General features: G+C 71.5%; 17 protein-coding genes. 8 read left to right on the forward strand and 9 right to left on the reverse strand.

Going from position 1 to position 19,640, the window contains the following annotated elements:
- Positions 1–74 precede the first annotated feature (74 nt).
- From MicB006_RS06170 to MicB006_RS06180, 3 genes are all read left to right on the forward strand, one after another.
- Positions 75–707 carry a hypothetical protein gene (locus tag MicB006_RS06170; protein WP_116504439.1) on the forward strand — a complete coding sequence of 211 codons (633 nt, stop codon included), beginning with the start codon at positions 75–77 and terminating at the stop codon, positions 705–707.
- A gap of 158 nt (positions 708–865) precedes the next feature.
- The gene (locus tag MicB006_RS06175) at positions 866–2,194 is read left to right on the forward strand and encodes an MFS transporter (protein ID WP_116504441.1); all 1,329 of its coding nucleotides are present in this window, start codon (positions 866–868) and stop codon (positions 2,192–2,194) included.
- Positions 2,191–3,948, forward strand: a complete 1,758-nt coding sequence (locus MicB006_RS06180; RefSeq protein ID WP_116504443.1) for a glycoside hydrolase family 2 protein — start codon at positions 2,191–2,193, stop codon at positions 3,946–3,948. Before MicB006_RS06175 ends, MicB006_RS06180 begins: the two co-directional genes overlap by 4 nt.
- Here the strand turns inward: MicB006_RS06180 and MicB006_RS06185 are convergent.
- Positions 3,933–4,913, reverse strand: coding sequence for a DUF2804 domain-containing protein (locus MicB006_RS06185; protein ID WP_116504445.1), 981 nt, complete (start codon positions 4,911–4,913; stop codon positions 3,933–3,935). The genes MicB006_RS06180 and MicB006_RS06185 overlap by 16 nt on opposite strands.
- Before the next feature lie 21 nt (positions 4,914–4,934).
- Positions 4,935–6,416 (reverse strand): sigma-70 family RNA polymerase sigma factor, encoded by a 1,482-nt coding sequence (locus tag MicB006_RS06190; RefSeq protein ID WP_225980664.1) that lies wholly within the window; start codon positions 6,414–6,416, stop codon positions 4,935–4,937.
- Positions 6,417–6,528: 112 nt separating this feature from the next.
- Between MicB006_RS06190 and MicB006_RS06195 the strand changes: the two genes are divergently transcribed.
- Together MicB006_RS06195 and MicB006_RS06200 are read left to right on the forward strand one after the other, a co-directional pair.
- On the forward strand, positions 6,529–6,837 hold the full coding sequence (locus MicB006_RS06195) for a hypothetical protein (RefSeq protein WP_116504449.1): 309 nt from the start codon (positions 6,529–6,531) through the stop codon (positions 6,835–6,837).
- Positions 6,838–9,492, forward strand: coding sequence for a DUF4132 domain-containing protein (locus MicB006_RS06200; protein WP_225980665.1), 2,655 nt, complete (start codon positions 6,838–6,840; stop codon positions 9,490–9,492).
- 27 nt (positions 9,493–9,519) lie between these two features.
- Here MicB006_RS06200 and MicB006_RS06205 read toward each other — a convergent pair whose 3' ends face one another.
- Entirely contained in the window at positions 9,520–11,199 is a 1,680-nt protein-coding gene (locus MicB006_RS06205; RefSeq protein WP_116504451.1) for a Na+/H+ antiporter, read from the reverse strand.
- A 179-nt stretch (positions 11,200–11,378) separates the two neighbouring features.
- On the opposite strand from MicB006_RS06205, the gene MicB006_RS06210 reads away from it, so the two are divergent.
- Together MicB006_RS06210 and MicB006_RS06215 are read left to right on the forward strand one after the other, a co-directional pair.
- Entirely contained in the window at positions 11,379–13,739 is a 2,361-nt protein-coding gene (locus MicB006_RS06210; RefSeq protein ID WP_116504453.1) for a ricin-type beta-trefoil lectin domain protein, read from the forward strand.
- A 62-nt stretch (positions 13,740–13,801) separates the two neighbouring features.
- Positions 13,802–14,539, forward strand: coding sequence for a Clp protease N-terminal domain-containing protein (locus MicB006_RS06215; protein ID WP_116504455.1), 738 nt, complete (start codon positions 13,802–13,804; stop codon positions 14,537–14,539).
- Between the two features lie 48 nt (positions 14,540–14,587).
- Here MicB006_RS06215 and MicB006_RS06220 read toward each other — a convergent pair whose 3' ends face one another.
- A complete protein-coding gene (locus MicB006_RS06220; protein ID WP_116504457.1) occupies positions 14,588–15,106 on the reverse strand; it encodes a hypothetical protein in 519 nt (172 codons plus the stop codon).
- Between the two features lie 106 nt (positions 15,107–15,212).
- Entirely contained in the window at positions 15,213–15,398 is a 186-nt protein-coding gene (locus tag MicB006_RS06225) for a DNA repair protein (protein WP_116511226.1), read from the reverse strand.
- Between the two features lie 228 nt (positions 15,399–15,626).
- Here MicB006_RS06225 and MicB006_RS06230 point away from each other — a divergent pair, with 228 nt between their 5' ends.
- Positions 15,627–16,292, forward strand: coding sequence for a GNAT family N-acetyltransferase (locus MicB006_RS06230; RefSeq protein WP_116504458.1), 666 nt, complete (start codon positions 15,627–15,629; stop codon positions 16,290–16,292).
- A gap of 170 nt (positions 16,293–16,462) precedes the next feature.
- Here MicB006_RS06230 and MicB006_RS06235 read toward each other — a convergent pair whose 3' ends face one another.
- The 4 genes from MicB006_RS06235 to MicB006_RS06250 form a co-directional block, all read right to left on the reverse strand.
- Complete coding sequence (locus MicB006_RS06235) at positions 16,463–17,164, reverse strand: TetR/AcrR family transcriptional regulator (protein ID WP_116504460.1); 702 nt, start codon at positions 17,162–17,164, stop codon at positions 16,463–16,465.
- Positions 17,103–17,585 carry a thiol-disulfide oxidoreductase DCC family protein gene (locus tag MicB006_RS06240; protein ID WP_116504461.1) on the reverse strand — a complete coding sequence of 161 codons (483 nt, stop codon included), beginning with the start codon at positions 17,583–17,585 and terminating at the stop codon, positions 17,103–17,105. The genes MicB006_RS06235 and MicB006_RS06240 overlap by 62 nt, the downstream gene beginning before the upstream one ends.
- Positions 17,582–18,019 carry a hypothetical protein gene (locus MicB006_RS06245; RefSeq protein ID WP_116504463.1) on the reverse strand — a complete coding sequence of 146 codons (438 nt, stop codon included), beginning with the start codon at positions 18,017–18,019 and terminating at the stop codon, positions 17,582–17,584. The genes MicB006_RS06240 and MicB006_RS06245 overlap by 4 nt, the downstream gene beginning before the upstream one ends.
- Before the next feature lie 83 nt (positions 18,020–18,102).
- Positions 18,103–19,557, reverse strand: a complete 1,455-nt coding sequence (locus MicB006_RS06250) for a glycoside hydrolase family 3 protein (RefSeq protein ID WP_116504465.1) — start codon at positions 19,555–19,557, stop codon at positions 18,103–18,105.
- Between the last annotated feature and the right edge of the window lie 83 nt (positions 19,558–19,640).

The following is a 19,640-nucleotide window of genomic DNA, read 5'->3' on the forward strand; positions in this document are numbered from 1 at the left end:
TGGTGCGGATCGGCCCGGCGATCGGTGTCGCCCACCTGATATCGATTCTTGCGGTCCGATCATAGGATGCGCGCGTGTTGCCGATCGACAGGGAGCAGTTCGCCGCGGGGGTCCGGTGGTGGCGGACGAAAACGAGTTGGCCGAACGACTTCCACAACAGTGACTACGAGGTGCTGGCTGCCCAGAACCCGCACGGAGATTTCCGGGACAGTTGGTGGGCGGGCTTCCTGCCCCGGTTGACCGCGTGGAAGGCGTTGCGGCCGCTCTCCCAGGCCGACGTGACCGGTCTGTTCACCGAACACCGGGACGAACTGTCACAGGCGTGGCATCAAGCGTGCGCGCCGGTGAAAGCCCTGGACATCACCGGTGTGACCTGGGATCAGGTGCGGGCGTTCCCGCGAGTGGTCGCGCGGCTCAAGCCGACGAGGTCGGGATCTGCGGTGTTCCCGTCGAAGTTCTGCCACTTTCTGCTTCCCCGGATCTTTCCGGTCTTCGACAATGCAGCGGTCGGGGGATCGTGTACCTATGAAACGTACTTCAACTTGATCAAGGGTACCTGGGATGCAACGCCCGCTGCTGTTCAAGCCGAGTTGGAAGCTGAACTATCCGGGATCATCGAGGGCTGCGGCCGGGGTCCTCTGTGCGAGAGTTTCCCGGTGGCGACCAAGATCGTTGAGCTTGCACTCATCGGACGTCGCCACCCTTGAGGTCATCTGGTTGAGGTGCACAACGCCGTCTGGAGGCTCTGTTTCGCAACTGCCTTTCCAGCGATCTTGGTTAGTAGGTTTCGGCAGCCTGGCCGACCCCGGACCCATCGACGGACGGACGGGACGGATCATATTCTGACCCGTCGAAGGAGGCCGTCGTGTCCGCCACCCGGAGCGTGCTCACCCCGGCCACCCCGGCCGGTCCAGCCGGCCTTCGCCCCCGCGTCTGGACCGCGCTGATCGTCCTCGGCCTCGTCGGGCAGATGGCCTGGACCATCGAGAACATCTACCTGAACCTGTTCGTGTACGACACGATCACCGACGACCCCAACGTGATCGCCACGATGGTCGCCGCCAGCGCCGTGACCGCCACTGTCGCCACCCTGCTGCTCGGCGCCCTCTCCGACCGGACCGGCCGGCGCAGGTCGTTCATCGCCGGTGGCTACCTGCTGTGGGGTGTCTCCACCGCCGCCTTCGGCTTCCTGACCGTGGGTTTCGTGGAGGACATCGCGCCCGTCGCGAACGTCGTGCTCGTCACGGCGATCGCGGTCATCACCCTGGACTGCATGATGTCCTTCCTCGGCTCGGGGGCCAACGACGCGGCGTTCCAGGCGTGGGTCACCGACGTGACCGAGCCGGCGAACCGCGGCCGGGTCGAGTCGGTGCTCGCGATCATGCCGCTGGTGTCGATGCTGGTGATCTTCGGCGGGTTCGACGGGCTGGCCCGCACCGGGAACTGGCAGCTGTTCTTCGTGGTCATCGGCGCGATCATGGCAGTGGCCGGTCTGCTGGCCTGGTTCCTGGTCGAGGACAGCCCGTCACTCGTCCGGCACGAGGGCGGTTACCTGCGCGCCGTCGTCCACGGTCTGCGCCCGGCTGCCATCCGGGCCAACCCGGGGCTCTACCTCGCCCTGGCCGCCTGGTCGATCTGGGGGATCTCCACGCAGGTGTTCCTGCCGTATCTGATCATCTACCTTCAGCGGTACCTGCGGATCGAGGGGTACGCGATCGTCCTGGCCGTCGTCCTCGTCACGGCGTCGGCGGTCAGTGTGGTCGGCGGGCGGCTCATCGACCGCGTCGGCAAGGTGCGCTTCCTGCTGCCGGCAGTAGTGGTGTACGGCGCCGGCCTGGCGCTGATGTTCTTCGCCCGCGGCATGGTTCCCGTGATCGCCGCCGGGATCGTGATGATGTCGGGCTTCATGCTCGTCCTCGCCCCGATCGGCGCCATCGTGCGGGACTACTCGCCACCGGACCGGGCCGGCCATGTCCAAGGGCTGCGGATGGTCTTCGCCATCCTTCTGCCGATGCTCATCGGCCCCTACCTCGGCGCTGCCGTGATCACCGGCGCCGGCGAGGTCTACGAGGATCTCGGCGTGGTGAAGCAGGTTCCGACGCCGGGCATCTTCCTCATGGCGCTGGCCGTCCTGGTCCTCATCGCGGTGCCGGCCGTGGCGCTGCGGCGGCGGGAGCAGGAGGCCCGGGCATGACGCTGCTGACCCCATGGGGTGCCACGCTCGACGCGGAGCGTGTCCTGCCCGAGTATCCCCGCCCGCAGTTCGCCCGGGACAGCTATCTCAACCTCAACGGCCGGTGGGAGTACGCGATCACCGGTTCGGCCACCGAGCCGGAACGCTACGACGGCGAGATCATCGTGCCGTTCTCCCCGGAGTCCACGCTCTCCGGCGTCGGGCGGCAGCTCCAGCCGGGCGAGACGCTCTGGTACCGCCGTCCGCTGACCCTCCCGGCGGGCTTCCACGCTGCCGGCTCGCGGCTGCTGCTGCACTTCGGCGCGGTCGACCAGACCTGCCAGGTCTACCTGAACGACGTCCCGGTCGGCGGCCACACCGGCGGGTATCTGCCGTTCACCTGCGACATCACCGACGCGCTCCGCGAGGACGGCAACGTGCTGGTCGTGGCGGTCCGGGACGACAGCGACACCGGCCACCACTCCCGGGGCAAGCAGAGGCTGCGCCGCGGCGGCATCTGGTACACCGCCCAGTCCGGCATCTGGCAGACGGTGTGGGCCGAGAGCGTGCCCGCCGTACACCTGCGGCACCTCACCCTGACGCCGCTCCTCGACGAGCGGTGCGTCGAGGTGACAGCGCACGCGACGGCGGATGCCGGCGACGCCGGCATCCGGGTCCTGGCCGACGGGATCGCGGTGGCCGAGGCCACCGCGCCGGTCGGCGTGGCGGTGCGCATCCCGATCCCCGAGGTACGGCAGTGGAGCCCCGAGGATCCGTTCCTCTACGACGTGACCGTCGAGCTGGGCGCGGATCGGGTCCGCAGCTATTTCGGCATGCGCTCGTTCGGTGTCGGACCGGACGGGGACGGCGTGCCCCGCCTGCTGCTCAACGGCCGGCCGTACTTCCACGCCGGGATCCTCGATCAGGGCTACTGGTCGGACGGCATGTACACGGCGCCCTCCGACGAGGCGATGATCGCCGACATCGCCACCATGAAGCGGCTCGGGTTCACCATGCTGCGCAAGCACATCAAGATCGAGCCGCTGCGCTGGTACCACCACTGCGACCGGCTGGGGATGCTGGTCTGGCAGGACATGGTCAACGGCGGCAGCAGTTACCGCCCGCTGGTCGTCACCGCGCCGGCGGTGACGCCGCTGCGGCTGCCCGACAGGGGCCGGTGGCGGCGCTGGTTCGGCCGTGCCGACGCCGGCGGACGGGACCGGTTCCGGGCCGAGCTGCGCGACACCGTCGAGCATCTGCGCAACGTGGTGAGCCTCGCCGTGTGGGTGCCCTTCAACGAGGGCTGGGGCCAGTTCGACGCGGCCCGGATCGCCCGCGACGTCGCGGGACTCGACCCCACCCGCACTGTCGACCACGCCAGCGGCTGGCACGACCAGGGCGGGGGCGACCTGCGCAGCCTGCACGTCTACTTCCGCCGCTTCCGGGTGCCGCGGCGACGCGGCGACCGCCGGGTGCTGGTGCTGTCGGAGTACGGCGGCTACAACCTGCGCGTCGACGGGCACGCGTTCAGCCGCAAGGATTTCGGCTACCGGCGGTGCCGGAGCGCCGAGGACCTGGCGGAGGCGTTCACGCGGCTGCACACCGAGCAGATCGTGCCCGCGATCCGGGCCGGTCTGAGCGCGACCGTCTACACCCAGCTGTCCGACGTGGAGAACGAGCTGAACGGTCTGCTCACGTACGACCGGCGCGTGGTCAAGCTTCCCGAGGAAGTGGTCCGGCAGGTCAACGAGCGGCTGCGTCACCAGCGGTTCTGAGCTTCCTCCGCCCAGCCGACCAGGCCGTCCAGAGCCACCCGTTCGCCGTCGTCCGCCTGGGCCCAGCCGGAGAAGTGCCCGAAGCACTGGTGGGTCTCGCTGGCCACGACGCCGAGGTTGGTGCGCGAGATCTTCTCGTGGAACGGGTGGAACTCCACCTCGACCCGATCACCGCTGATCCGCCACGGCCGCAGCCAGTCGTGGCGGTCGTAGCTCCAGTGCAGTTCGGCGCCGAGCTTGTGCAGCCGGCCGCCGGTGAACAGCGCGTTCTCGGTCGAGCCGGTGCCGTCGGTCCACTTGCCGCCGAGCTGGATCGACACGTCCGGTCCGCTGCCCGCCGCCCAGTTCCACGTGATCGCGTACGGCCATCGGCCCCGGCCGTGGTCGAGCACGGCGAACGAGTCGTCCTCGGCCACTGTGTGCGTCGTGCCGTTCACTCGCAGCGAGCCGCGCACCGGGCGGCCGACGTCCTTGACCGTGTACTGGAAGCGGCGGGTGCTCCACGGGACCACGACGCCGAGCGACTCGTGGCCGGGCGGGAGCGGCACCACGAGGTCGATCTCGATGCCTGGTGTGGTGGCACGAATCGTGCTGCCCTCGGCGGTCTGGTCGATGTCGATCGACAGGCCGCCCCCGCGTGCGCACACGGTGCCCGCGCCGCTGACCGGCGGCATGACGACGCCACGGGCGAACGGGACCACGACGTCCTTGCTGGTCTCGATTTTCGTGGCGCGGTCGAGCACGTAGACGCCGTGCACCCCGGCGTAGTCCAGCGACGACGCGACGAGGCCGACGATGTGGGTCGGCGTCACGATCCCCCAGTACTCCCAGCGCTTGGCTCTTCCCCAGCCGCGCAGGTTCGCGCGGTGCAGCGGCCGGCGGGTCCAGCCGACCGCGGCGGGGTTGAGCCGCCCGTCCGGCATGCACAGGTCGACCGGCTCGACGATCTCCTTCTCGTGCGTCACCGGGGGAGCGTAGCGACCGCCTCAGTAGTCGATGTTGATGGCGGCGACCTGGCGGCTGCCGTTGAACACGATGGCGGGGCCGGCGAAGCGGGAGCTGGCGTACGTCAGCGCCGTCTTGTGGCCCGGGCTGTTGAACCATGCCTCGATCATCTGCTCCGGCGAGGAGTTGCCCGACGACGCGAACAGCACCTCGTGGCCGCAGTGCTGCAGGCCGCTCGCGTTCAGGTTCTGCCGCACGCAGGACTCCGCCTCCCGGTGCTGCGCCGTACCGAGCTTGACCTCGTTCAGCCCGAGCGCGCGACGCCGCTCGTTGAGCAGCACCAGCAGCCGCCGTTCCGCTGCTGACAAGCCGCTGGACGTGGCGGTGGACCTGGCCGGCGACGGGGTCGGCTTGGGCGACCTGCTGGGCTTCGCCGACCTGCTCGGGGTGGGGCTCGGGAGGGCGGCGGTCGGGGAGGCGACAGGGGAGGGCGTGAGCGCGGGAGCGGTGGTCTCGGTCGCGGGCTGCGAGGCTGCCACGCTGGCCGGCTGCTGCTTCGCCCCGTTCGGGTAGTTGGCGAGGATCAGACCACCCCCGCCGAGCACGGCGACGGCGGCGGCGACGCCGACCAGGGTCTTGGACAGGGAGAGCCCGGACCTCGCTCCGGCCGCCACGGCGTGCGTACCCGCCGGGGCGGCGGGCGACACGGAGGCGACGGCGTGCAGCTTGTGCGTGACGTCCGAGGCGAGTGCGGCCGGGGGCGGCGTGAGCGCCAGGCCGGCGAGCAGCCGCTCGGCGGGGACCAGGTCGGATGCCGCGTCCGGGCAGTGCGCGCAGCCCCGGAGGTGCCGCGCGAATCGCTTGCGCCACAGCGGCGCCGGCTGACCGTTCCAGCCCGACGCGGTGTCGCGCAGGCCGGCGCAACCGGGCCGCGCGGTGAGGGCTCGTACCACCAGCCGGGCGGTGTCCAGTTGCGCCTTCATCCTGGCCACCCGGACGGTCACGTGGTGTGGCTCCAGGCGCAGGGCGTCGACCAGATCGGCGCGGGTGAGGTGACCGGCCTCGACCAGCCACCACAGAGACAGCAGGTGGCGGTGGTCGTCGTCCAGCCAGCGCGTGGCCAGCACGACCTCGCGGCGCTGGTCGGAGAGGCGGAGCTGGGTCAGGGTCAGGTCCTCGAAGTCCGAACCCGGGTCGATCACGTTGTCGATGTCCTCCGGTGGCGCCGGCGTGGTGGGCCGGCGCTGCGTGTGGGAGCGGATCTCGTTCATGGTGACGGCGACCAGCCACGACCGGAACGACCGCGGATCGCGGAGGCCCGGCAGCCCTCGTACGACGTTCACCATCGCGTTCTGCACCACGTCGTCGACGTCGGACGACCGGTTCAGCGCCCGGCCCACGATGTTGTAGACCAGCGGCAGACAGTGCGAGACCAGCTCGTCCATCGCCGACCGGTCGCCGCGGCGTGCCGCGTCCACCACCGCCGACATGTCGGCCCTGTTCGGGTACGCGTGAGAGGGCACGCTCACAACCTCGCCTTCACGGAATGATCTCGTACACCGTGGAGACTGTCCGGTACGCGGTCAGGTCACACAAAATGCTGAGGCGTCGGAGGGAAGCGTTACCTTCTCCGCCATGCCATTGATCACAGTCACCGACGAGGTGGTCGGAGCTCCGAGCGGGCCCGCGTGGACCATTGAGGTCTTCGAGGAGACGCTGCCCCTCGCCGAGTTGATCCGCCGTCGGGTTTCCCTCGAGATCGCCGAGTCCGGCGCGGACGCCGATCCCGAGGAGCGGACGCGGATGACACTCGACGCGTTCGGCCGCAACGCCTTCGTGGTGCTGGTCGACGACCGCCAGGTCACCGACCTGGACGAGAAGGTCCGCCTGCACGCGGGATCGCGCGTCACCTTCCTCAAGCTCGTCCCGCTGGTGGGTGGCTGAGTGGACACGCAGGACGTGCAGGCGGCACTGCGCGAGGTGGTCGACGCGGTGACCGGCTGGCGCCAGAGCGACGACCAGACCTTCAACGAGCATCACCTGCGGCACTTCCTCGACGGGGTGGTGGCTGTGTTCGGCTGGGCGCCGGCCGGCTCGGTTCCGGCGCTGCTCGCCGCGCTCGACGCCACGCGCAGGTCCGGCGATCCCGCTCCGCCGCGGGACGAGCTGCTGTCGGAGGCCATTCGGAAGGCCGAGTCGGTTGCCGCCGCCGTGACCGACCTGGCCGGCGACGACGCGGATCACGACCGCCGTGCCGCCGCCGCGCTGACGATGGTCGGCCACCTGCCAGGGCGGCCGCACCAGGACGTGAGCGTGTGGGACCGGGCCCGGGGCGAGGCGTGGCGCCGGACGGAAGAACTTCTGGCCGCGCAACCCGCGCCGGTGCGCCAGGTGGTCTTCGACGCGCTGACGGTGCCGGGGGAGAGCGGTGACAAGCAGACCAGGCTGATCCCTGTCGTGCGCTCCGGCGGCGGGCTCGACGGCTCGGCCTGGCTCGGCCGACTGGGCACTCAGGCCTGGCTGGGATTCAATTACTGGAGTTGGCACCTCAACCAGTTCACCTGGGAGGCCATCCAGGCGGAGGCGGCGGCCGGGCGGGTGAACCCGGCGGCGCTGGCGACCTGGCGCCGGACCGCGATCGAGCGCTCGCTGAGTTACATCAGCGACGAGGCCGACCGGATGTGGCCGATCCCCAACGTCGGTGAGCAGTGGGCCGACCGCGCCGTCGCGGACATCGAGGAGATGCCGGCGGATCGCCGGTCCGCCTGGGAGGCGCTGCTGGCGCACTGTCCGGTCGAGGTGGACAAGGCGAAGCCGACGGCCGGTTGGCGCAAGCAGGCTCGGTCGCTGCTCGACGCGGTGGGCGTCGACGATTTCACCGCCCGGCTCGACGACTGGCTCCCGCTCGTCGGGCAAGCGCGCAGCCTGCCGCTGCGCATGACCACGTGCTGCCCCGGCCACATCAAGGACATGCCACCACGGATGATCGACCGCTACAACGTCGGGCTGCTGTGGGGACTGATCTGGACGCGGACGATGTGCCCGCCGTCCGAGCAGACACTGCGCAGCCTCGGGCAGATAGCGGAACGGGCCGCCCGCAAGATCTCCGGCCACGGCCCGGCGAGCCCGAAACTGGCGAACGTCGCGGTCGCGGCGCTCGTCGACACCGATCACCAGGCCGCGCTCGCCCAGCTGGCGCGGCTGTCCTCGCGGCTGACCTACAAGAGCACGCTGCGCCTGGTGGAGAAGGGGCTGACCCGGCACGCCGAGGCGCGCGGCGTCAGCCGGGAGGACGTCGAGGAGATGGCCCTGCCCGGCTTCGGGCTGCCGCTCGCGGACAAGCTGGGCGACTGCTCGTACGAGCTGGAGGTGCGCGGCGTCGACGCCGTGGTGGTGTGGCGCAACGCGGACGGCAAGGTGGTCAAGGCCCCGCCGGCGCAGGTGCGCAGGGAGCACGGCGAGGAGGTGAAGGAGCTGAAGGCGACTGTCGTCGATGTCGCCGCGACGCTCGTCGCCACCCGCGACCGGCTGGAAGGGCTCCTGCGGCGCGACCGTTCGTGGACCGTCGAGCAGTGGCGCGAACGGTTCCTGGACCATCCGCTGGCCCGTACGCTGGCCCGGCGGCTTGTCTGGACGGTCGACGGCGTGGCCTGCTGCTGGGCCGGTGAGGCGCTGCGAACAGTGGACGACACCGTGTTCGAGCCGGCCGACGACGCGACGGTCCGGTTGTGGCATCCGGTGCTCGACCCCGACGCGGTGGCGCCGTGGCGGGAGTTCCTCACCCGGCACGCGATCACCCAGCCGTTCAAGCAGGCGCACCGGGAGCAGTACCTGCTCACCGACGCGGAGCGGGCCACGGGCATGTACTCCAACCGGTTCGCCGCGCACGTCGTCCTCCAGCACCGCCTCAACGCGCTGCTGTCCCGGCGCGGCTGGTCGTACGTCCAGCACCGCAACGACGGGGCGTCCTACAACCTGCCCTGGCTGGCCCTCCCGGACTGGGGGCTGCGCGCCGAACTGGGTGTCGCCGGGATCGAGGACCGGGACGACGACCTCGTGTTCGACACGATGGGGACCGACCAGCTGTTCTTCATCCGGGGAGAGCGCCTGCCGGTCCCGCTGGCGGAGGTTCCGCCGGTCGTGCTGAGCGAGGTGATGCGCGACGTCGACCTGTTCGTGGCCGCCGCCGGGGTGGGCGCCGACCCGAACTGGTACGACGGTGGGCCGCAGGGCCGGTATCGCGACTACTGGGCGCAGAGCAGCTTCGGCGAGCTGACGCCGACCGGCCGGACGCGCCGGGACGTGCTGGCGGAGCTGATCCCCCGGCTGGCGATCGCCGGTCGCTGCACGCTCACCGACAGGTTCGTGGAAGTACGCGGCGACCTGCACACGTACCGCATCCACTGCGGCTCGGGCAACATCCTGATCGCGCCGGACGAGCGGTACCTGTGCATCATCCCGGACTCGGCGAAGGCGAAGGAGCCGGAGATGTTCCTGCCCTTCGAGGGCGACAGCCGGCTCGGCGAGATCATCAGCAAGGCGTTGCTGCTGGCCGCCGACAAGAAGATCAAGGATCCGGTGATCCTGCGCCAGCTGTGAGGCGGCCGGCGGGCGCCGGGCCCAGGGTCAGCTCGGCGCCCGCTTCGGCAGCAGCAGCTCCTCATGGTCGAGTTCGCGTTCCAGCACGCGCAGTCCCTCGTCCGGCAGCCGGCCGGAGTCGCGCCACCGCAGCAACTCCTCGCGCTGTGCCTCCAGCGCGGTCCGGTGGACCCGCAGCGCCGTCTCGTACTCGGGTGAGGTGGGCAGCTCCGACGATCCGCTCTGCTGGAGCAGGTCGAGCCGTCCCCGGTAGCGGGCTAGCCGCGTCAGTAGCTGGGCGCGGGTGGTGTTGACCGCCACCCGCGTGTCCGGCTCCTCGGCGGCGACGGTGTCGAGGCGGGCCAGGGCGGCCTCGACGGCGGCGGAGCGGGCCTCGTTGCGTACCCGGGCCTGGTCGGCCTCGTCGGCGCGCAGGCCGAGCATCCGCACGAGCGGCGCGAACGTCAGGCCCTGCCCGACGAGCGTCACCAGGACCACCACGAAGGTGCAGAACAGCAGCAGGTCGCGGTCGGGGAACGGGTCTCCGCTGTTTGTGGTGAGGGGCAGCGTGAAGATGGCGGCCAGACTGATCACGCCCCGGGTGCCGGACCAGCTCAGCGCCACCACCTCGCGTGCGGTCAGCCCGCGGGCGTTGCGCTCGGCTTGCCCGGCTCGCCGCGCCGCGCCGGGCGGGTCGGTGTCGTCCTGCTCGGCGACGCCGCCCAGCCGCGTGTGCAGCGACCGGGGGAGCCACTGGGTCAGGATCAGCCAGGCCGGGCGCAGGAGCAGGACCACGCCGACGGACACGGCGACGGCGATGACGATGGTCGACGTGTCGTACTGGCGCAGGCCCCGCATGACGGCGGGGAGCTGCTGGCCGATGAGCAGGAAGACGAAGCCTTCGAGGAGGAAGTCGACGAGCCGCCACACCGCGTTGGTCTGCAGGCGGGCGGCCCCGGACCCGAACTGGGGCGTCTGGTGGCCGACGATCAGGCCGGCGACGACCACGGCGAGTACGCCGGAGACGTGCAGCGCCTCGCCGAGCAGGTACGCCACGAACGGTGTCGCGAGCGAGATCGCGTTGGACAGCAGCGGGTCCGCGGTGAGCGGCCGGACCAGCCGTTTGGCCCGGGCGACGACCACGCCCACCGCGATGCCGCCGGCTGCGGCGAGCACGAACTGCCCGACCGCGGCGTGGAACGAGAACTCGCCGCCCACGGCGGCGGCCACCGCGACGCTGAGCATGGTCAGCGCGGTGGCGTCGTTCAGAAGGCCCTCGCCCTGGATGATCGTGACCATCTTCGGTGGCAGGTTGACCCGGCGGCCCACGGCCAGGGCGGCGACCGGGTCGGGCGGGGCGACGGCGGCGCCGACCGCGATGCCTGCGGCCAGGGTCGCGCCGGCGACGAACAGGTGGAACCCGACGCCCACGAGCAGTCCGGTGAGGAGCACCAGCACCACGGAGAGGCTGACGACGATCCGCAGGTTGCGGCGGATGTCCAGCAGCGACGAGTCGAGCGCGGCACTGTAGAGCAACGGTGGCAGCACGACCATGAGCACGAGGTCGGGGTCGAGGCCGATGTTGGGGCCGGGGAGCAGCGCGTACGCGATGCCGATGAGGGGCAGGAGCGCCGCCGCCGGCAGACCGGTGCGCGCCGCCACCCACCGCACGGCGATGACGACCGCGACGGCGGCGAGCACGAACAGCAGCGTCGAATGGGTGCTCACCCCGACCGACCCTACCCGTTTTCGCGAGCGTCGTTCGGTGGGGTGGGGTCCGGGCCCGCGAGGCGTTGACCACCTTGTGGTGTGAACGCTAACATGCAGGAAATTTGATAGACACATGTCTATCTGGAGGTGGGTCGGTGTCCAGCAGGGTGAGCGGAGAACATGCGGCGTGGCGACGGATGGCGTCGGCGGCGGTGGCCGCGATGGTGGCGGCGTTCGCGCTGACCGTCCCCGCCGCGCCAGCCCGGGCGGCGACCGCCCTCACCGTCAACGGCGCCTCCGGCGGGCGCGCGCTCGACGGGGTCGGCGCGGTCAGCGGCGGCGGCGGAAACAGCAGACTCCTGATCGACTACCCGGAGCCGCAGCGCAGCGACATCCTCGACTACCTGTTCAAGCCGGGTTACGGCGCCGCGATGCAACTGATGAAGGTGGAGATCGGCGGCGACACCAACTCCACCTCCGGCGCCGAGCCCAGCCACGAGCACACCCGGGGCAGCGTGAACTGCAACCGGGGCTACGAGTGGTGGCTGATGGAGCAGGCGCGGGTGCGGAACCCCGCCATCGCCCTGGTCGGTCTGGCCTGGGGCGCGCCCGGCTGGATCGGCAACGGCAACTTCTGGTCCACCGACTCGATCAACTACCTCGTCGGGTGGCTGGACTGCGCGGCGACGCACGGACTGACCATCAACTACCTCGGCGGGTGGAACGAGAAGGGCTACAACACCACCTGGTACAAGAACCTGCGCTCCACACTCGACTCCCGCGGCTACGGCAATGTGAAGATCGTCGCCTCGGACGACTTCGGGTGGGGTGCCGCCGACGAGTCGCTGCGGGACCCGGCGTTCGCCAACGCGGTGCAGGTCTTCGGCAGCCACTACGTCTGCGGCTACCGCAGCGCCCAGACCAGCTGCCCCAGCTCCGCCAATGCGATCTCCACCGGCAAGCAGCTGTGGGCCAGTGAGAACGGCTCCGACGACTACAACGCCGGCGCGTCGGCCCTCGCCCGGGGCATCAACCGCGGCTACCTCGACGGCAAGATGACCGGGTACATCAACTGGCCGGTGATCGCCGCCATCACCCCCAACATTCCCTGGGCGACCACCGGCGTGGCGGTGGCGCAGCAGCCGTGGTCCGGCGCCTACTCGATCGGCAGGAGCACCTGGGTGATGGCGCACACCACCCAGTTCACGGCGCCGGGCTGGCGCTATCTCGACTCGTCCAGCGGCTACCTGGGGGGCAACCGCGGCAACGGCAGCTATGTCTCGCTGAAGTCCACGAACAACAGCGACTGGAGCACCATCATCGAGACGCAGGACGCCGGCTCGGCCCAGCAGCTCGACGTCACCGTCACCGGCGGGCTCTCCGCCGGCACGGTGCGCGTGTGGGCGACGAACCTCAGGTCCAGCAACAGCGCCGAGCACTTCGTCCGGGGCGCCGACATCACACCGAACGGCGGACGCTTCTCGCTCACCGTCCAACCCGGCTACGTCTACAGCATCACCACCACGAGTGGGCAGGGGAAAGGCGCGGCTGTCAGTCCGGTCCAGGGCACCCTGGATCTGCCGTACCGCGACAACTTCGACAGCTACGCCGCCGGGCGCGAAGCCCGGTACCTGATGGACCAGCAGGGCTCGTTCGAGATCGTCGGCTGCGGTGGCGGCCGGACCGGGCAGTGCGTCCGCCAGATGTCCGAGCAGGCGCCGATCTACTGGACGTCCGGCCAGGCCGAACCGTACGCCCTGCTGGGCGATCTGACCTGGCGCAACTACACGGTCTCCTCGGACGTGCTGCTGGAGAAGCCCGGCTACGCCCAGCTCATCGGCCGCGGCAACACCTACAACCACCAGGGCCCGCAGAACCTCAACGGCTACTACTTCCGGGTCACCGACGGCGGCGCCTGGTCGATCCGGAGCAACAACACCAGCGGCAACTGGCGCACCCTGGCCAGCGGCAACACCGCGGCGCTGGGCACCGGACGCTGGCACAACCTCTCGTTGAAGCTCAATGGCAGCACCCTCACCGCGGCGATCGACGGCACCACCGTCGGCACCGTGTCGGACTCCACCTGGGTGGCCGGCCAGATCGGGTACGGCACCGGCCAGGGCGTCACCGCCCAGTTCGACAACCTCGCGATCACGCCAGGCGACGGCTCCAGCGGCCCGACCGGAGAGGTGCGCAGCGCGAGCGCCAACCGCTGCCTCGACGTCAACGGCGCGAGCCAGGCCGACGGCGCGGTCGTGCAGATCTGGGACTGCAACGGTGGGCCCAACCAGCAGTGGACGGTCGGCACGAACAACCAGCTCACCGTGTACGGCAACAAGTGCCTCGACGTCCCGGGCACCGCGTCCGGCAGCCGCGCGCGGATCATGACCTGCACCGGCGGCAGCAACCAGCAGTGGCGGATCAACGCCGACGGCACCATCGTCGGGGTCGGCTCGGGTCTCTGCCTGGACGTCAACGGGCAGGGCACCACCAACGGCACCGCGGTGCAGATCTGGACCTGCAACGGCGGCAACAACCAGCGGTGGGTACGCGGCTGACCCGCAGCGCGCACGTCAACTGCGGGTTGACGCCGACGTAGTCGTCAACCTATGGTTGACGCATGGAGGAGACCCAGCCGCACAAGATGACCCATCCGGTACGCCTCGACGACCTCATCGAAGGCATCAAGAAGGCGCACACCGGCGCACTCGACCAGTTGGCCGACGCGGTCCTCGTGGCCGACCATCTGGGCGACGTCGCCGACCACCTCATCGGACACTTCGTCGACCAGGCGCGACGCTCCGGCGCCTCGTGGACGGAGATCGGCCGCAGCATGGGCGTGACCAAGCAGGCCGCCCAGAAGCGCTCCGCCGCCAAGTCGGAGACCGCCGCCGCGCTCGACCCGAACGCCGGATTCAACCGGTTCACCCCGCGCGCCCGCAACGTCGTGCTGGCCTCGCAGGAGGAGGCGCGGGCCGCCGGCAACGCCGAGATCACCCCGGGGCACGTCGCGCTCGGGCTGCTCGCCGAGCCGGAAGGGCTGGCCGCCGCCGCGATCGTGGCTCGGGGCGTACCCCTGGAGCGGCTGCGGGAGGTCGTCACCGCGACGCTGCCGGCGAAGGCCGACCCGGTTCCGGACCTGATCCCCTACGACGCGCGCGCCAAGAAGGTCCTGGAGCTGACGTTCCGGGAGGCGCTGCGGATGGGACACAACTACATCGGTACGGAGCACATCCTGCTCGCCCTGCTGGAGGAGGAGGGCGGTGACGGTGTGCTGAGCGGCCTCGGGCTGCAGAAGGACGCGCTGGAGTCGACGTTCGAGGCGGCGCTGGCCGAGATCACCCGGAAAGGGGCCTGAAACCGGTCCGGGCACGCGCCACGGGGGCGCGTGCCCGGCGTGCGGGTCTCAGCCGGCGGTGGGGAAGCCGTAGCGGGCGGCGTGCTCCGGGTCGGCGGGGTCGACCTGGCGGATGCCGGCGTCGGCGAGCCGCTTGTTCACCTCGTCCAGGCGTTCCCGGACCAGCCGGGCCTCCTCCTCGGTGACACGGCCGCGGTGCGGTCGGCCGGCGTGCTCGATGGTGCCGTAGTCGATCTTCTCGGCGGCGCGGCGCGCCTTGGGCGGCTTGACCCGCTCGGCGGTCCGCAGCAGTTGCGCCATCGGCACGTCGGTGGCCATCGCGTCGAACTCACTCGCGGTCAGCACCACCCGGCGCGGCTCGCCGCCGCCGTGCCGGTCGTGAATCTCGACCACTGCGACGTCCAGCGCCGCGTCGTCGATGCTCTCCACGTCGACCGGGGTGGCGTCCAGTTGCACGGGCTCGGCGACCAGGTCCGGGTGCTCCAGTACGACGACCTTGACCACCTCGTCGTCGGCGCTCAGCACCTGGCCGGTGAAGTCGGAGACGTGGATCGTCTTCTTGCCCATGCGCGGAGCTTCTCCTGTCGTAGGCCGGAAATCGGACCACAAGACGCTACCGCACAGGTGTGCGAAGGTCGGGACGCCGCCGGCCGGTGTGTCGCCGCCTACCCCGTCAGAGGGGAGAGAGGCCGCGCCACGCGGCGGTGCCTGCTGGTTGCGCGTTCAGCTCGGCCCAGGAGAGTCTCCGGTCGCGGGCTTCGCGGTACGCCCGCTGCGCCGGGAAGAGTGCGGCGTCGCGGGCGGCCCGCCAGCTCCGCGCCGGGTCCTGCTGGAATCGGTCATTCGGTTCGTGAGGCATGACCACTACCGTCCCAGAGAAACTTGTCCATGTATGGAAATGAATATGACGCTGGGTCGATACCTCCGGTTCCCTTGAGGCGTCAAATTCCTGCGGCCCTCCGGCGGACCACATATCGTCATCCGTCGCTGGCGTGCCGACCCACTACCCGCCCGTCCCGCTTCTCAACCCCGCCGGATCAACTGATTACCCGACCACGGGCGGCCCGGTCCGGCGTACCATGATCACGTGCTCGACCGGCGGGTCTTCCTTCACCTGGCGGCCTGGTTGGGACAGTGGCCCGCGGGCCCGGGACTGCACGTGGTCCGGTCCCACCGCCGCGCCCGCCCGGCCTGGGACGGCCGCCTGCGCCCGGCCGTCGCGGTGACGGCGGGCGGCAGCACCGTCCTCTCGGTCGCCGCCGACCGGGTGGAGGCGGTCCGGGCGCTGGTCCGGGGCCGGCCGCCCGGCGAGTGGCTGCCCGTCCTCCCGGCGGCCGTCGGCATGCCCGACTTCACCGCGCACACGTCCGTCTTCCGCTGGTGCGCCGACCCGGCGCCGCTGCCCGAGGTGGGGGAGTGGGTGCCGCCCACGCTGCCCGGGCTGCCGCCGTGGTTGCGGCTGTTCGACAGGGAGGTGCTCGTGGTCCGGGGCGCCGACGGCGCGTACCGGGCCGGGGTGGGCGTGAAGCGGCACGACGCGTACGGACACGAGCTGGCGGTGGGCACGGTGCCGACTGCTCGCGGGCGCGGTCTGGCCCGGCGGCTGGTCGCGCAGGCGGCCCGCCGGGTGCTGGACGAGGGGGCGATCCCCACCTACCTGCACGACCCGGGCAACGCCGCGTCCGCGCGGGTGGCGGAGGCGGCCGGGTTCCCGGATCGGGGCTTCACCGCGTTCGGCGTCTTTCCCCGCTGACCCGGCCTGGCGCGGACCGTGGATCCCGGGCCGGATCCACGGTCCGCAGCTCTCCCCCAGGCCCCGACATCGGTAACGCTATGTGTTAGTCCCGGTGGTGAACAAGGGGTAGGTTGCTGTCCGGTTGCGGACTCTCACCTGCGGAATCGCCGGCCGGTACGCCGATCAGGTCAGTGACGCAGCGTGTGGATCAGGGCGAGTGCCTGCCGGGTGACCGGCCGCAGCACGCGCAGCCGGGACAGCCCCACCAGCCGGTCCACGAGCGGCACCACGCCGTCGATGAGCTGGCGGGTCTTGACCTGCCCCTCCGAGCGGTCGTGCACCCAGTAGAGCACCACGCCCATGTAGCCGAGCCAGAGCAGCTCGGGCAGTTCTTCGCGCAGCTCGTCGTCGAGCTTGGCGGTGGACCCGGTCAGGGCCTCGCGGAACAGCGCGATCGACATGTCCCGGGGCTCCGACGACTCGGCGGAGAACGGGCTGAGCGGCGAGGTCGGCTCGGCCGCCGTCTTGAAGAAGGCGCCCGCGAACGCGTGGTACGGGCTCAGCACGTCCACGCCCGCGTGCAGCACCCCGGCCAGTCGCGCGGCGAACTCCCGCTCCCGGGCGAGCACCGGCGCGGCGGCTGCCCGGTGCTCCCGCTGGGTGCCCGCGTAGAACTCCTGGACCAGGTGCTCCTTGGAGCCGAAGTAGTAGTAGGCGTTGCCCACCGCCACGCCGGCCTCCTGGGCGACCGCGCGCATCGTCGTGCGCGCGTACCCGCGTTCGCGGAACAGCCGCATCGCGGTGTCCAGGATCAGCTGGCGGGTCTGCTCACCCCGGGCCGTCGACCCCTGCCCACCCGCAGCTGTCGTCGGCGCACTCTGCTCGGTCATCGTCGTCACCGTATCCCGGTTCCCGGATCCGCTCGCGGACCGCGGAGGCCGCCGCCACCACCCGCCGGGCCAGCGGCAGCAGGTGCGGGCGGGCCAGCCGCTCGGCCGTCCCCCGATGCTCGGCGAGCGCCCAGAGGCAGGCGAACCAGGCGCCGTCGCCGGTGTAGACCGCGCCCGTGTCGGCCACCACTGTCAGGTCCCGCAGCGTGGCGTCGTGGTCGAGGCCGGGAAAGCGCCGCCGGGCCTCGGCGGACCCGGCCGGCACGAACTCCAGGGGTACGAGCTGGGGCCGCGAGGCGAGCCACCGCCGGGCGCTGCGGCACAGCGGGCAGCCCGCGTCGAACAGGACGGTGAACCCGCGGATCCCACCGGCCCCGTGCCCGGTGGGATCCGACGGGCGCCCGCCCGGGGCGGACGTCACCGGGCCGGCGGGTTTGGGCCGGTCGCCGGAACCGGCCCGCCCTGCGGCGGGAGCATTCTGACCGGCGGCAGCGGCGGGTGGGTGGCCTGCTGCCGGAGCCGGCCCCGCCGGTAGCGGCCGAGCGCGAAGACGTTGAAGAAGTGCAGCGCGCCCAGCACCAGCAGGACCAGGCCCACCTTCATGGAGAGCTGCTCCAGCGCCTGGCTGGTGTCGCCGACCGGATCGGACTCCTTCATCGCCACCGTGACGTAGCCGAGGTTGAGCAGGTAGAAGCCGACCACCAGCAGACTGTTCACCGCACCGGCCAGCCGGCTGTCGGCGAACACGTCCTCCAGGAACACCAGCCCGTTGCGGGACAGTGCCCGCGCCACCCACATGGTCAGACCGATGCTGACCGCGAGGTAGGCCAGGTACATCCAGACCTTCACGTCCATCCCCGTCGCCTCTCTTGAACATGTTCAAATCAAGGGCGCCCTGAGCGTACGGCAGATTTTGAACGTGTTCAATAGTGGTGCGGTCAGGCGGTCAGGCCGAGCGTCTGCGCGGCAGCGCGACCGTTGGCGTGGCTGGCGCCGTAGGTGGCGACGAAGGCGCGCGCGGCGACCGGCCGCCACGCGCCCGGCCACCCCATCTCGACCACCGTCACCTGATGCGTCGCGGCCAGCGCCTCGATCAGCTCGCGCGCGCCGGGCAGCCGGTGCAGGTGCCGCCCTACCAGCACGACCGGCCGGTCCCCGGCGAGCCGCCGCAACTGCTCCGGGTCGGTCTCGCCCGCCACCGCGCGGGCCTGCTCGATCCCGGCGGCCAGGTGCGGGCCGAGCCCCCACGGCACCCGACCCTCCGCGATGGTCGAGGTGGCGTGCACCTGCACCACCAGCGGCGCGGCGGAGCGGGCGAGGTCGCCCTCGACCCGGACCGCCCGCAGCGCGGCGGCGTAGCCGAGGCCGTCGGCGGCGGGCGGCGGGGCACCGGTGGGGCCGGAGGCTGCGGCGAGCGCGGCGGTCCGGCCGGCCGCCTCCTCGACCCGCTCACGCGCCAGCCGGCCGTCGCCGATCGCCGCGACGATCTCGGCGGCGACCGACTCGACCAGCTCGGCGTCGACCCGCGCGCCGATGCAGAGCAGGTCCGCGCCGGCGGTCAGGGCCCGGACCGCGCCCGTGCCGACCCCGCCGGCGGCGAGCACCGCGCCCTTCATCTCCAGCGCGTCGGTGATGACCGCGCCGGTGAAGCCGTACTCGACGCGCAGCAGGTCGTGCAGGACCGCGCGGCTGAACGTGGCCGGGCCGTCGCCGGTCAGCGCCGGCACCCGGATGTGCGCGGTCATCACCGCGCGGACGCCCGCGTCGACCACCGCGGCGAACGGCGGCAGGTCCCGCTCCCGCAGGACGGCCGGTGGCACGTCGACGGTGGGCAGCTCGTGGTGGGAGTCGGCGACAGTGGCGCCGTGGCCGGGGAAGTGCTTCGCGCAGGCGGCCACGCCGGTCGCCTGGAGGCCGGTGACGGCGGCGGCCGAGTGGACCGCCACCCGCTTCGGGTCGGCGCCGAACGAGCGTGTGCCGATGACCGGGTTCTCGTCGGCGGTGTTCACGTCGACGGTGGGCGCCAGGTCGAGCGTGACGCCCAGCGCGGCCAGCTCCGCGCCGATCGCCGCGTACACCCGGCGGGTGAGGTCGGGGTCGTCGACAGTGCCGAGCGCGGCGTTGCCCGGGTACGGGCTGCCGGTGGCGTGGGCCAGCCGGGTGACGTCGCCCCCCTCCTCGTCGATCGCGACGATCACGTCGGGGCGGCCGGCGCGCAGCGCCGCTGTCACGGCCGCCACCTGGGCCGGGGCGTGGATGTTGGTGCCGAACAGGGTGTGCCCGGCGAGCCCGTCGGCGAGCAGGTCGACCGCCCAGTCCGGCGGGACCGGCCCCGGGTACGCGGCCAGCAACGTGCCCAGCGCGAGCCGCCGGAGTCCAGGATCCTGACCCACGAGTATCCCCTTTCCCTGCCGGGTCGTCCGAGCTTCGCGGATCGGGGCGGCCGATACGCTAACGGGCACCCCTCGGCAGGCGT

It is taken from the genome of Micromonospora sp. B006 (assembly GCF_003408515.1).
GTDB classification, from domain to species: Bacteria; Actinomycetota; Actinomycetes; order Mycobacteriales; family Micromonosporaceae; genus Micromonospora; species Micromonospora echinospora_A.

Bases quoted from the DNA above. Each gene is read 5' to 3' on its own strand.
- MicB006_RS06195 (WP_116504449.1), top strand. From the start codon at position 6,529: ATGCCATTGATCACAGTCACCGACGAGGTGGTCGGAGCTCCGAGCGGG.
- MicB006_RS06210 (WP_116504453.1), top strand. From the start codon at position 11,379: ATGGCGTCGGCGGCGGTGGCCGCGATGGTGGCGGCGTTCGCGCTGACC.
- MicB006_RS06215 (WP_116504455.1), top strand. From the start codon at position 13,802: ATGGAGGAGACCCAGCCGCACAAGATGACCCATCCGGTACGCCTCGAC.
- MicB006_RS06180 (WP_116504443.1), top strand. From the start codon at position 2,191: ATGACGCTGCTGACCCCATGGGGTGCCACGCTCGACGCGGAGCGTGTC.
- MicB006_RS06225 (WP_116511226.1), bottom strand. From the start codon at position 15,398: ATGCCTCACGAACCGAATGACCGATTCCAGCAGGACCCGGCGCGGAGC.
- MicB006_RS06235 (WP_116504460.1), bottom strand. From the start codon at position 17,164: ATGACCGAGCAGAGTGCGCCGACGACAGCTGCGGGTGGGCAGGGGTCG.
- MicB006_RS06220 (WP_116504457.1), bottom strand. From the start codon at position 15,106: ATGGGCAAGAAGACGATCCACGTCTCCGACTTCACCGGCCAGGTGCTG.
- MicB006_RS06245 (WP_116504463.1), bottom strand. From the start codon at position 18,019: ATGGACGTGAAGGTCTGGATGTACCTGGCCTACCTCGCGGTCAGCATC.